This is a genomic window from Amycolatopsis marina (assembly GCF_900111885.1).
GTDB classification, from domain to species: Bacteria; Actinomycetota; Actinomycetes; order Mycobacteriales; family Pseudonocardiaceae; genus Amycolatopsis; species Amycolatopsis marina.
The window spans coordinates 13215-26011 of sequence record NZ_FOKG01000006.1 but is presented as its reverse complement, the minus strand read 5'-3'; the positions used below and the strand labels follow the sequence as shown (position 1 = coordinate 26011).

Here is a 12797-nt window from a genome sequence, read left to right as displayed (position 1 = left end):
ACTGGTTCTTGTGCAGCAGAGTAGAACTTGTTCTAAGGAATGGCAATGGCGATGGCTCGTACCGGTTCCTCGGCTCAAGTGGCCGCGCACTCCGCCGCCCGCCGCTCCCCGCCGACGGCCCGCGTGGTGCGGGTGCTGGACTTCCTCGTGGCGCGCCAGGGACGGCGTTTCGGTCTGTCCGAGATCGCCCGCGAACTCGGGCTGAGCAAACCCACGTGCCTCGGCATTCTCACCGAGCTGACCGAGAGTGGGTATCTCGTGCGGGACGAGGCCGCCAGGACTTACGGCCTCGGCCCCGCCCTGATCGCCGCGGGCCGTGGTGCGCAACGAGACTTCGCGGCAGCCGGCGTCGCCCGGCGCGGGCTGGCCGAGCTGAGTGAGCGCTACGCCGCCACGTGCACCGCGTCCGCCGTGGTGGGTGAGCAGATCATGATCCTCGAGCGCACCGGCGCCGCGTCAGGGGGTGCGGCGGGTATCGGTCAGCGTTACCCGTTCGCGCCACCGGTCGGCCTGATGTATGTGCTGTGGGACGCCGACGACGAGTTCGACCGGTGGCTCGCCAAGGAGCCCACCCTGCCGGTCCGGTTGGACACCGGCCACCTGCGTCGCGTCGTGGCCGAGTGCAGGCGGCGGGGGTATCTGGTGGAGAGCCTGAGTCCGGCCGGGCTTCGGCTGCACTCCCTGCTGGCCGGTGTGGCCGCCTACGAACTGCCTGCCGAGGTGCGGGAGCTGGTCGGCGAGATGGTGTCCAGCCTTGGCGAGCGCGTGTACCTCGACGCGGATCTCGCGCCCCGGCGCAAGCATCCGGTCAGTTTGCTCGCCGCACCCACGTTCGACGCGGACGGCAGGCAGGAACTCGTACTCACACTGCACATCGGCGGGGCGATCAGCGGCGCGGAAATCGAGCGCAGGGGGGCCGCGTTGACAGAGGTCGCCGCCCGTGTCACCGCCGAGGTGGGCGGAGCGCCGCTCGACTCCAAGATCACCCGGGGGACCAGCGGTTCGCGGTGAGCTTGAAACTGGGCACGTCGTCAAGGGACAGGGTGGCCTCGTAGGTGCGCTCGTAGCCGGTGCGCGCGATCCGCCACTCGCCGCCCTCGCGCACATAGCGGTCGGTGTAGAACGCCGAGCCCCTGATCATGATGCGGTGTTCGGTGGCGATCACCGTGTCGTCGAGGCACCATGTGCCGGTCGCGGTGTCCCCGTCCACCCGGATCTCCGGATGGTGGCAGTGATGCACCGTGATGATCTGCGGTCCGAGGTTGTCGCGCATGAACGAGACGACGTCCGCCCTTCCGGTGCGGGAAAGGTGTGTGCCGTAGCTGGCCGCGACGTCCTCGGTCATCGTGTCCGCGAACTCGTCCCACTGCTTCAGGTCGAGCGTGCGCAGGTACCGGTACTTGAGGGCGCGGATGTCTTCCAGGGCGATGAGGTCCACGGGGACAAGCATGCCTCTCGGCTTGACCGTGAGCAAGAACTTGTTCTACTTTCGGGCCCTGTTGAAGGGTGGGTTCACCGTGGCCGGCACCGCACAGATCTACGAACTGTCTCATCTCGGCGTGCTGGAAGCCGAGGCAACGCACATCTTCCGGGAGGTCGCCGCGACCTTCGAGCGCCCGGTGCTGCTGTTTTCCGGTGGCAAGGACTCCATCGTGATGCTGCACGTGGCCACGAAGGCGTTCTGGCCCGCGCCGCTGCCGTTCCCGTTGCTGCACGTCGACACCGGGCACAATTTCGCCGAGGTGATCCGGTTCCGGGACGCTGTCGCGCGGAAACTGGGGCTGCGCCTGCTGGTTGCGAGGGTGCAGGACGACATCGACGCGGGCAGGGTCGTCGAGGAGACAGGGCCGCTGGCGAGCCGGAACCGGTTGCAGACGACCACACTGCTTCGCGCGATCGAGGAGCACACCTTCGCCGCGGTGTTCGGCGGCGCGCGACGCGACGAGGAGAAGTCACGGGCCAAGGAGCGGGTGTTCAGCGTTCGCGACGAGTTCGGCCAGTGGGATCCACGCAACCAGCGCCCCGAGTTGTGGGATCTCTACAATGGACAGCATCGCAAGGGCGAACACATCCGCGTCTTCCCGTTGTCGAACTGGACGGAACTGGATGTCTGGCAGTACATCCAGGCCGAGGACATCGATCTCCCTCCGATCTACTACGCCCATCGCCGACCCGTGTTCGCCAGGGACGGCATGCTGCTGGCCCACACCGAGCACGTCAGCCCGCGCGTGGGCGAGGAGCCCTTCGAGGCCCTCGTGCGGTTCCGCACGGTGGGGGACGCGACGTGCACCGGATGCGTCGAGTCGACGGCTGCTACCGCCGATGAGGTGGTCGCAGAGGTCGCTGCCAGCAGGATCACCGAACGCGGAGCGACCCGCGGGGACGACCGGATCTCGGAGTCGGGCATGGAGGACAGGAAGAAGGCGGGCTACTTCTGATGTCCCGGTTACTCCGGCTGGCCACCGCGGGCAGCGTCGACGACGGGAAGTCCACCCTCATCGGGCGGCTGCTCTACGACTCCAAGGCGATCCTGGAGGACCAGGTGGCCGCGGTGGAGCGCACCAGCAGGGAGCGTGGTGGTGACCGGCCCGACCTCTCCCTGCTCACCGACGGACTGCGGGCCGAGCGGGAGCAGGGCATCACGATCGACGTCGCGCACCGGTACTTCGCCACCCCGCGCAGGAAGTTCATCATCGCCGACACCCCTGGGCACGTCCAGTACACGCGAAACATGGTCACCGGAGCGTCCACCGCGGACCTGGCGCTGATCCTGGTGGACGCGGTGCGAGGCGTGCTGGAACAGTCGCGGAGACATGCTTTCATCGCCAGTCTGCTCGGCATCCCGCATCTCGTGGTGTGTGTGAACAAGATGGACCTCGTCGACTACTCACGTGAGCGGTTCGCCGAGATCCGCGAGGAGTTCCGCCGGTTCGCGATGAAGCTGGACGTGCACGACCTCACGTTCGTGCCGATTTCGGCCCTGCACGGCGACAATGTCGTGCACCGGACCGTGAACATGCCGTGGTACGAGGGAACCTCGTTGCTGCACTGGCTGGAGGAGGTGCACGTCGCCTCCGATCGCAACCTCATCGACGCCCGGTTCCCGGTGCAGTACGTGATCCGCGCGCAGCACACTGGCCCCGGCGAACCGGGAGGCTTTCGCGGCTACGCCGGGACGATGGCGGGCGGGGTGCTCAAGCGCGGCGACGAGGTGGTGGTCCTGCCGTCCGGGGTCAGATCGAGCATTCGGGCCATCTGGGGCCCCGGCGGCCGTCCGCTCGACGAGGCATTCCCGCCCGCGGCGGTCACACTGCAACTCGCCGACGAGGTCGACGTCGCGCGCGGGGACCAGATCTGCCGTCCCGGTAACCGGCCGCACGTCGAGCAGGACCTGGACGCGATGCTCTGCTGGCTGACCGAACGCGGTGAGCTTCGGCCGGGTGCGAGGTACACGCTGCGTCACACCACCGCGAGCACCCCCGTTCGGGTGCGGGAGCTGGACTACCGGCTCGATATCAACACCCTGCACCGGGACGAGACCGCCGAAGCGCTCACCCTCAACGAGATCGGCAGGGTCCGGCTGCGCACACAGCACCCTGTGCTCTTCGACCCTTACCGCCGCAACCGGACGACCGGGAGTTTCGTCCTCGTCGACGACACCACCGGCGCCACGGTGGCAGGCGGAATGCTCACCGGGCCCGCGACCGGCGCCGCGGGCGCGGTGTGGCAGCGGCCCTTGGTCAGCAGGCAGGAACGGGGGAGCAGGGGCAGGACCGTGTGGCTCACCGGCCTCTCGGCCTCCGGCAAGTCGACCATCGCCACGGAACTCGAGCGCAGGCTCGTGGCAGCGGGACGCCCCGCGTACCTGCTCGACGGGGACAACCTGCGCCACGGCCTCAACGCCGACCTCGGGTTCGGGCCCGCGGACCGGGCCGAGAACGTGCGGCGGGTCGGCGAGGTCGCGCGGCTGTTCGCCGACGCGGGCCTCCTGACCATCGTGTCCCTGATCAGCCCGTACCGTGCCGATCGGGACCGGGCTCGCGCCGCGCACATCGAAGCCGGACTGCCGTTTCTCGAGGTCTTCGTGGACACCCCCCTCGACGTCTGCGCGGCGCGGGACCCGAAGGGGATGTACGCGAAGGCCACGGCGGGGGAGATCACCGGGTTCACCGGCGTCGACGCCCCGTACGAACGGCCCCAGGCCCCGGATCTGGTGCTGCGTCCCACCGACGGCGGTCCCGCGGAACTGGCCGAAGCCGTCCTCGCGCTGCTCGAGAACTGATCCGCACCGGCGCCTCGCGCCCGCGCGCTCGTCGGACAGGGCCTAGAGTGCGCTGGGTGTCGAGTCGTGAGCTGGTCGTTTTTGGCACCGCGAGCCAGGCGCCCACCCGGTACCGCAACCACAACGGCTACCTGTTGCGCTGGGACGGGATGGGACTGCTGTTCGACCCCGGTGAGGGCACGCAGCGGCAGATGGTGCTGGCCGGGGTCGGTGCGCACGATGTCCACCACATCTGCGTCAGCCATTTCCACGGTGACCACTGCCTCGGGTTGCCAGGTGTCGTGCAGCGGTTGTCGCTCGACCGGGTGCCGCATCCGGTGTACGCCCACTATCCGGCTACCGGCGCGGAATTCTTCCGGCGGCTGCGGTACGCGGCCGAGTTCCACGAGACGGCGGACCTGCGTGAACGGCCGGTGGACGGTGACGGCACGGTGGCCTCCGGTGCGTTCGGCGTGCTGGAGGCGAGACGCCTGGACCACCGCATCGACTCGTTCGGCTACCGTCTGGTCGAGCCGGATGGTCGGCGGATGCTGCCCGATCGCCTCGCGGATCTCGGGATCAGCGGGCCGGACGTCGGGCGGTTGCAGCGCGCGGGCGAGCTGACCGTGGCGGAAAGGCGGGTCACCCTCGCGGAGGTGAGTGCACCTAGGCCCGGCCAGCGGTTCGCCTTCGTGCTGGACACCCGCCTGTGTGACGCGGTGTTCGCCCTGGCCGACGGTGCCGACCTCCTGGTGATCGAGTCGACGTTCCTCGAGCGGGACGCCGCACTCGCCACCGAGTACGGCCACCTGACGGCGGCACAGGCGGCCAGGGTCGCCGCGGAATCCGGTGTGCGGACGCTGGTACTCACGCACTTCTCCCAGCGCTACCGGGACCCAGCAGAATTCCACGACGAGGCCGCCGCCCACTTCCACGGCCACATTTTCGTGGCAGCCGACCTGACCCGGATCCCGTTCCCACCCCGACTCGGCAGTTCCGGGGCCTGACCTGGCAGTTCCCGGGCCCGAGTTGGCAGATCCGTCGGCCCGAGACGGGCTCAGCCGTGCGTTTCCGCGCGCTCGTTCGGTACGCAGTGGGTCATCTCCAGGCCCGACACATCCCGGCTGCCATTCTCACCGAGTGCGGCCAGCCGCTTCTGGTCCTCCTCGGTGAGGTCCTGGCTCTCCAGTGGCTGGAGCCCGGACACGTCCTGCGGGCTGATTCCGAGGCCCTTGCCCACGCGGAGCCCGAGATCGTCCTCGACAAGCAGGAAGTGCCAGACCATCCGTTCCTGGACGGCCCGGTCGCACTGGCTCAGCAGCGTGACGAAGTTGTCCACCAGGTCGTCGCGCTCCCACTGTTCCATCAACAGGTAACGCTGCCCGGCCTGTGTGTAGTCGTTCGTGCGGGGGATGCGCTTACGGGTGAGTCGGCCGGTGATCTCGGGCCCCTGCTCGTCAGGCGTCGGATACCGCGCCTCCCGCAGCCCGCCCGTTATCGACGGCTCGTAGTTGACATGCGGGCTCTCGCCTGCCTGGTCCTGGTAGTAGGCCATCAGTCCGTCCCGCTGGTTGGTGCGCACCTCGGCGCTCTTGGCCTGGTTCACCGGCAACTGCAGGTAGTTCGGACCGACCCGGTACCGCTGTGTGTCAGAGTAGGAGAACGTCCGCCCGATGAGCATCTTGTCGTCGGAGAAGTCCAGGCCGTCGACGAGCACGCCGGTGCCGAACGCGATCTGCTCGTTCTCCGCGAAGAAGTTGCCGACGTTGCGGTCCAGCACCATCCTGCCGACGGGCTTGGCCGGGAACTCGTTCTCCGGCCACACCTTGGTGTCGTCGAGCGGGTCGAAGTCGAGCTCGGGATGCTCGTCGTCGCTCATCAGCTGCACCCGGAGCTCCCACTCGGGGTACTCACCGCGCTCGATCGACTCGAACAGGTCCTTCGTGGCGTGGCCGAGCTCCCCGGCCTGGACGGCGGCGGCGTCGGCCTCGGTCATGCTGCGCACCCCGGCCTTGGGCATCCAGTGGTACTTCACCAGATGGGTCTCGCCCTCGGCGTTCACCCATTTGTAGGTGTTCACGCCGAACCCCTGCATGTGCCGGTAGTCGGCCGGGATTCCCCTTGGACTGAACAGGTTGATCAGCATGTGCATGCACTCGGGAGTCTGCGACATGAAGTCGAAGATGCGATTGGGTTCCTGCCGGAACGTCACGGGGTCCGGCTTGAGCGCGTGGATGACGTCCGGGAACTTGATCGCGTCCCGGATGAAGAAGACCGCGAGGTTGTTGCCCACGAGGTCCCAGTTGCCGTCCTCGGTGTAGAACTTGACCGCGAAGCCGCGCGGATCGCGCGCCACCTCCGAGGAGTCGCGTCCGCCGATCACCGTGGAGAACCTGGTCGCGACCTCGGTGCGCCTTCCCTTCTCCTGGAACAGCTTCGCCCTCGTGTAGCGGCTGATCGGCTCGTCGCCCCACGTGCCGTAGGACTCGAAGAAGCCGAACGCCGTCGTACCCCGCGCGTGCACGACGCGCTCCGGAATGCGCTCCCGGTCGAAGTGGCTGATCTTTTCCAGGAACTGGTAGTTCTCCAGGGTCGCGGGTCCGCGTGCGCCCACGGTCCGCTGGTTCTGGTTGTCGTACACCGGGTGGCCCTGGCGGTTGGTCAGTATCCGCCGGTCGTCGTCGCGGTCCGGTCCCTTGCTTGCTACGTCCGTCATCGCCCCGGGTGGTCCTTTCTGATCGTGAGTGCAGGTCATCACGGACCGGCTACCCACGGGTGTCCTGGTCAACCCGCACAGGAACCAACCGGCCTGACCGGACCGCGCGTCGTGCGTGACCGCCCGAGTGAGCGGGCCTCAGGCAACGTCGCGGCGTCCTCGGCCGCCCACTCGGCGAGCCGCGGCTCGAGCTGGGTGTAGAGGTCGGGGTCGAGTCCCATTCCGGTGTGGCCGCTGCTGACCTCGACGCGCTCGGCGCACGGGTCGAGGCAGAGGTGCCACGGGACGATGGCGTCCGATCGGGAGTACACGGACACGGCGGGCACCTGTGCGGGAAGGGGTGCGCTCAGTGCCTGTGAACTGGTGCGGAAGCACTTGCCGGAGAGACAGTCGTCGGTCAGCAGCCCGGGTACTCCGAGCGTCGAGAGGCGGGCGAGCTTCTCGGCCACGCGCACGGCCCGTGGATGGGCACCGAGCGGATCGAGCACAGGCGACGCCAGCATGACCAGGCCTCGTGCGAGGTCTGGTCTGCGTCTCGCGGCGAGCCGGGCCAGCCAGCCACCCCGGCTCTGGCCGAACAGGATCACCCGCCGGCCGGTCCGTTCCGCGTGCTCCTCGAGCCTGCGCTCGATGCGGTCGACGAGTTCACTGGTGCACCCGAGATTCAGGCCGATCCGGGCACCCGAAGGCCGATAGCCCCGCGCTCGCAGCCATCTGCTGGTGAGTTCGAGGGTGTGGTCACCACAGCCGAACCCCGGAACGAGCAGCACGCCCTGACCCGCACCCTGGTTCGGGTCGGTTCGCCGCCAGGCTGGATGCCGTAGCAGTTGCGGGATCATGACGAGCATCGTGAGCACGACGTGTTCCCGTGCCGTCTCACTGAGTTGCGCGGCCATCCGTACGACGGCCTGCTGAGGTCTCCACATCGACGGCCTCCGTCTCGTCCGGCGTCCAGTCAGACGGGACTACCCCGGAGATCGCTCCTGACACCTGAATCTTCCCCCGGTTTTCACCGGAACCCCGTTCACCGCAGCCCGCCGGTCCTGTGCCGGACGTAGGGCGACGGTGATCCGAAATAGACCGTGCGGATCCGGTACTGGGCCTGCTTCCGCACCTTTGCCGCGGGAGCGCGGTGTCATCCATCCGTGCCCCCGTTGTCGATCGCCCTCGGTGAGCCCGCCGGGCGGCATCGTCACCTCGACCGGTGGGGACGCCGGGCCGAAAGTCTGCTTCAGACTGATTCGTGAGGGTGAAGGTCAGGTGGTCGACCTGCCCACAGCCGCGCTCCTGCACCCTGAACGAGGGCGAGACCGGGATCCACGTCCCCGGCTCGACCTGGGCTGTCGCGGCGGGCGCCGTGGCCAGCACCGCACACGCGGTTCGGGTCGCCCGGCCTCAGGTTTCGGCCGTGACGCCCTTGCGGCTCGACTCCCGGACGACCAGTTCGGTAGGCAGCGATACCGAAGGCGGTAGGTCGGTCTCCCCGTTGAGCTGCGCGAGCAGCCGCCAGATCACGGTCCGGCCCAGCTCCTCCACCGGCTGCCGGACGGTGGTCAGTTGCGGGATGGCCGAGGTGGCGAGGACGGAGTCGTCGAAGCCGACCAGCGCGACGTCTTGCGGAATCCGCAGCTCACGGGCCCGAAGTTCGCGCATGGCCCCCACGGCGATGATGTCGGCGGCCGCGAACACCGCGTCCACGTCGGGATGGTTCGCCACCACCTCGGCCATGGCCGCGGCGCCTGCTTCGATGGTGAAGTCGCTGCGCACCAGCACATCCGTCGGCAGCCCGGCCTCCGCCATGCCGCGCCGCCAGCCGACGAGTCGGTCGATGCCTGCCGCCATGTCGTTCGGGCCCGCGATAGTGGCGATCCGGCGTCTGCCGGTGGCGACGAGATGTCGTGCGGCCAGCAGGCCTCCGGTGAAGTTGTCCGAGTCGACGTAGGGCACCCGCGCCCCGCTGAGCGGCCTGCCGACCAGCACCACCGCCAGCCCGGCTTCGGCGAGGCGCTGGGGCAACGGGTCCCTGCCGTGCAGGCTCACCACGAGCGCACCGTCGACATGGCCACCGCAGAGATAGCTCGCGAGCGCCTCGCCGTCGTCGTCCTGCGTCATCAGCATCAGCACGAGCTGACGTTTGCTGCTCGCGAGTCCCGCGTGGACACCGCGGAGCACACCGGCGAAGAACGGATCGCCGAAGACCTGGTCACCGTGCTCGGACACGACGAGCGCGATCGAGTTCGTCCGCCGGGTGGCCAGGCTGCGGGCGGCCTCGTTGGGAACATAGCGCAGCGTTTCGATCGCCTTGGCGACGGCGGTGCGGGCCCGTTCGCTGACCCCGGGCAACTCGTTGATCACCCGCGAGACCGTCGACCGGGACACGCCGGCCACCCTGGCGACCTCCTCCAGGGTTGGCGCGGCCCGATCGTCGACGGTGGCCTCGGCTGGGTCGATCATCGCGCTTCCGAGCCCGTTCCCAGGCCGTTGTCGGCGACGACGCCTGCGTACCAGTTCGCGCTCAGTTTGGGGGTCCTGCGCTGGGTGGCGTAGTCCACGTGCACGAGCCCGAACCGCTTCGCGTAGCCTTCCGCCCACTCGAAGTTGTCGAGCAGGGACCAGTAGAAGTACCCCCGCAGGTCCACTCCGTGCTCGAGGGCGGAATGCGCGGCTCGCAGATGTGTCTGCAGGAACTCGACCCGGTCGTGGTCCAGAACCGTCCCGTCCGCACCGAGCCGGTCCGGGAAGGCAACGCCGTTCTCCGTGATGTACAGCGGTGGCACCGCGTAGTCCCGGTCCAGTGCCAGCAGCAGTGCCGTGAGCCCGCCCGGATTGATCTCCCAGCCCGAGTCCGTCCGGGGAAGATCGCGGCGCGGGAAGCTGACGTGCTCGGCGCCCACCCACTCCGAGGGCGATCCGGACTCGGCGTCCGAGCGGGCTGACACGTGCAGATCGCGGTAGTAGTTCACGCCGAGGAAGTCCAGCGGCGCGGCGATCTTCCGCGAGTCGTCGTCCTCGATCCGGTCAGCGAGGCCGAACGGGGCGAGATCGGCGAGCACGTCCTCGGGGTATCCGCCGCGCAGCAGTGGGTCGAGGAAGAACCGGTTCTGCAGCCCGTCGACACGACGGACCGCCTCGAGGTCGTCCGCGTCCCCCGGCAGCGCGGGCCGGACGGGGAAGAGGTTGAGCGTGACTCCCGCCTCCGCGTGTGGCGCGTGTGCCCTGATCCGCTCGAGGCCGAGACCGTGTGCGAGCAGGAGGTGATGCCCGGCCGCGACGGCGGCGGCGGGTTCCGTGCGGCCGGGCGCGTGCCTGCCCGATCCGTACCCGAGGAAGGCCGAGCACCAGGGCTCGTTGAGCGTGGTCCACGCCGTGGCCCGGTCACCCAGCGCCGCGAGGACGGTGTCGGCGTACTCCGCGAACCGGTAGGCCGTGTCCCGGTCGGCCCATCCGCCGCGGTCTTCCAGCGCCTGCGGCAGATCCCAGTGGTACAACGTCGGCCAGGGGGTTATTCCATTGGCCAGCAGTGTGTCCATCAGCCGCTCGTAGAAATCGAGGCCCGCGCGATTGACGGGTCCCGCGTCGGGCCGGACGCGGGGCCAGGAGATCGAGAAACGGTAGGCGGGCAGGCCGAGTTCGGCCATGAGCCGCACGTCCTCCTCCATCCTCCGGTAGTGGTCGGCCGCGGGCTCGCCGGTGTCGCCGTCGCGGACCGCTCCGGGACGAGCGCAGAACGAGTCCCAAATGGACTGGCTGCGCCCGTCCGCGGTGGTCGACCCCTCCACCTGGAAGGCGGCGGTGGCCGTTCCCCAGAGGAAGCCGTCGGGAAAGCGCAGCGGCGATTTCGTGGCACGGGCGTTCGATTCCGCCTCGTCAGGAATTACGGACACACTCATCCCTTCACAGCACCTTGCATGATTCCGGCGACGATCTGCCGGCCGAGAGCGAGGAAAACGATCACGATCGGGATGGTCGCCAGGGTGGTTCCGGCGAGCACCAGGGAGTAGTCGATGTAGAAGCCGCCCTGCAGCTGTTCCAGCGCCAGCTGCACGGTCGGATTGCCCGCGTCGAGGACGACCAGCGGCCAGAGGAAGTCGTTCCACGAGGTCATGAACGTGAACATGGCCAGGATTGCCGCGGCGGGCCGGACCGCGGGCAGGCACACGTGCCAGAAGACGCGGATCATGCTGCATCCGTCGACCCTGGCCGCCTCGATGAGCTCGCTCGGCACCGCTCCGACGGTGTACTGACGCATCCAGAACACGCCGAACGCGGTGACCAGGTTCGGCACGATGACCGCCTGCAGTCCGCCCGCCCAGCCGAGCTCGGACATCGCGATGTACAGCGGGATGATGCCGAGCTGGGTGGGCACCGCCAGGGTCAGCACGATGAAGACGAACAGACCGTTGCGGCCGCGGAAGCGCAACTTGGCGAACGCGAAACCGGCCAGCGCGGAGAAGAGCACGGTGGTCAACGTGACCGTGCTGGCGACCACGACGCTGTTGCCCAGGGCCTTCCAGAACGGCACCGAGTCGAACACGCGCTGCGCGTTGGCGAGGAAGTTCCCCCCTGGCACCAAGGGCGGTACCTGCTCGGTCAGCATCGAACTGTCCCGGCTGCCAACCAGGAACGACCAGTAGAACGGGAACAACGAGCCGAGTACGAAGGCGACCAGCAGGCCGTAGATCAGGAAGTTCGGCCGGCCCAGTGTGGCCGTACCACGGGAGGCCCTGCGCGGTCCCGTGCGGGAGGTCAGCGCGGTCATCGCACGTCCTCCCCGTTGCTCGCCAGCCGCCGGGTCAGCAGGAAGTTGACGAACGCGATCACGATGATGATCAGGAACAGCACCCAGGCGATGGCCGAGGCGTAGCCGAGGTCGTAGTTCTCGAACGCGGACTGGTAGAGGTACATGGTCACGGTCTGGAACTGGTTGGTGGAGCCACCGTTGGTGCCTGGAAGTGCGTCGAAGAGCCGTGGTTCGGTGAAGATCTGCAGCCCGCCGATGGTCGAGGTGATCACCACGAAGATCAGGGTCGGCCGCAGGAGCGGGAGCGTGACCCTGATGAACCGCCGGACCGCTCCCGCGCCGTCGACCAGTGCGGCCTCGTGGATCTCGCGGGGAATGGCCTGCATCGCCGCGAGCACGATCAGCGCGTTGTAGCCGGTCCAGCGCCAGTTGACCATCACCGCGATGGCGACGTGGCTGCCGAACCTGTCGGCCTGCCAGTCGACCCGATCCAGGCCGAGGACCTCCAGCATTCCGTTGACGAGCCCGTACTGGGGACCGAACAGGTTCGCGAAGATGATGCCGATCGCCACCAGGCTTGCCGCGTACGGCAGCAGGATGCCCACTCGCCACCCGGTCGGCCCCCGCAGGCGCGTGTTCAGCATCGCCGCGAGCAGGACCGCGATGACGATCTGCGGCCCGCTGGAGAGCACGAAGATGCTCAGCGTGTTGACCAGGGCGTTCCAGAACTGGCCGTCGCCGAACAGGGCGACGAAGTTCCCGAGCCCGATGAAGCCGGGGTCCGAGTCGCCGATCTCCCAGTCGAACACCGAGACATAGCCGGTGTAGAGCAGCGGGAACAGGCCCACGAGGCCGAACACCAGGAAGAACGGTGCGATGTAGACATATGGCGAGTACTTCACGTCCCACCGGCTGAGCCGGTGCCGCAACGGCACGCGTCGGGCATGTTTCGGTGGGGGAGGGACAGGGTTGTCGGAGCCGGCCTGCGCCGGGTCGCTGCCCGCGTGAAGGTCGGTACTCATCCGGCGCGCCCCTTTCTTCTTGTCACGGTGGAATCCGGTGCGTCCGGGCGGCCGCAC

General features: G+C 68.5%; 11 protein-coding genes. 4 read left to right on the top strand and 7 right to left on the bottom strand.

Features of this window, described 5'->3' with window-relative positions; translation table 11 throughout:
- Positions 1-45 precede the first annotated feature (45 nt).
- Positions 46-1011 (top strand): helix-turn-helix domain-containing protein, encoded by a 966-nt coding sequence (locus BM199_RS11425; RefSeq protein WP_245788300.1) that lies wholly within the window; start codon positions 46-48, stop codon positions 1009-1011.
- Here the strand turns inward: BM199_RS11425 and BM199_RS11420 are convergent.
- A complete protein-coding gene (locus BM199_RS11420; RefSeq protein WP_091673171.1) occupies positions 983-1438 on the bottom strand; it encodes a nuclear transport factor 2 family protein in 456 nt (151 codons plus the stop codon). The two genes, BM199_RS11425 and BM199_RS11420, sit on opposite strands and share 29 nt — an antisense overlap.
- A gap of 10 nt (positions 1439-1448) precedes the next feature.
- Between BM199_RS11420 and cysD the strand changes: the two genes are divergently transcribed.
- From cysD to BM199_RS11405, 3 genes are read left to right on the top strand one after another with little or no spacing between them, the layout of a single operon-like run.
- The gene (gene cysD, locus BM199_RS11415; protein WP_091672772.1) at positions 1449-2438 is read left to right on the top strand and encodes a sulfate adenylyltransferase subunit CysD; all 990 of its coding nucleotides are present in this window, start codon (positions 1449-1451) and stop codon (positions 2436-2438) included.
- A complete protein-coding gene (gene cysC / locus BM199_RS11410) occupies positions 2438-4282 on the top strand; it encodes an adenylyl-sulfate kinase (RefSeq protein ID WP_091672770.1) in 1845 nt (614 codons plus the stop codon). The genes cysD and cysC overlap by 1 nt, the downstream gene beginning before the upstream one ends.
- Before the next feature lie 56 nt (positions 4283-4338).
- Complete coding sequence (locus BM199_RS11405; protein WP_091673169.1) at positions 4339-5268, top strand: ribonuclease Z; 930 nt, start codon at positions 4339-4341, stop codon at positions 5266-5268.
- A 50-nt stretch (positions 5269-5318) separates the two neighbouring features.
- Here the strand turns inward: BM199_RS11405 and BM199_RS11400 are convergent, their stop codons facing one another.
- The 6 genes from BM199_RS11400 to BM199_RS11370 form a co-directional block, all read right to left on the bottom strand.
- Positions 5319-6977: a catalase gene (locus BM199_RS11400; RefSeq protein WP_091672768.1), complete on the bottom strand. Its 1659-nt coding sequence runs from the start codon at positions 6975-6977 to the stop codon at positions 5319-5321.
- A gap of 68 nt (positions 6978-7045) precedes the next feature.
- Positions 7046-7903: an alpha/beta hydrolase gene (locus tag BM199_RS11395; protein ID WP_425425515.1), complete on the bottom strand. Its 858-nt coding sequence runs from the start codon at positions 7901-7903 to the stop codon at positions 7046-7048.
- A 469-nt stretch (positions 7904-8372) separates the two neighbouring features.
- Entirely contained in the window at positions 8373-9431 is a 1059-nt protein-coding gene (locus BM199_RS11385) for a LacI family DNA-binding transcriptional regulator (RefSeq protein ID WP_091672766.1), read from the bottom strand.
- Positions 9428-10867, bottom strand: coding sequence for a GH1 family beta-glucosidase (locus BM199_RS11380; protein WP_091672764.1), 1440 nt, complete (start codon positions 10865-10867; stop codon positions 9428-9430). Before BM199_RS11380 ends, BM199_RS11385 begins: the two co-directional genes overlap by 4 nt.
- Entirely contained in the window at positions 10864-11736 is an 873-nt protein-coding gene (locus BM199_RS11375; protein ID WP_091672763.1) for a carbohydrate ABC transporter permease, read from the bottom strand. The genes BM199_RS11380 and BM199_RS11375 overlap by 4 nt, the downstream gene beginning before the upstream one ends.
- Positions 11733-12740, bottom strand: a complete 1008-nt coding sequence (locus BM199_RS11370; RefSeq protein ID WP_091672761.1) for a carbohydrate ABC transporter permease — start codon at positions 12738-12740, stop codon at positions 11733-11735. Before BM199_RS11370 ends, BM199_RS11375 begins: the two co-directional genes overlap by 4 nt.
- Positions 12741-12797 lie beyond the last annotated feature (57 nt).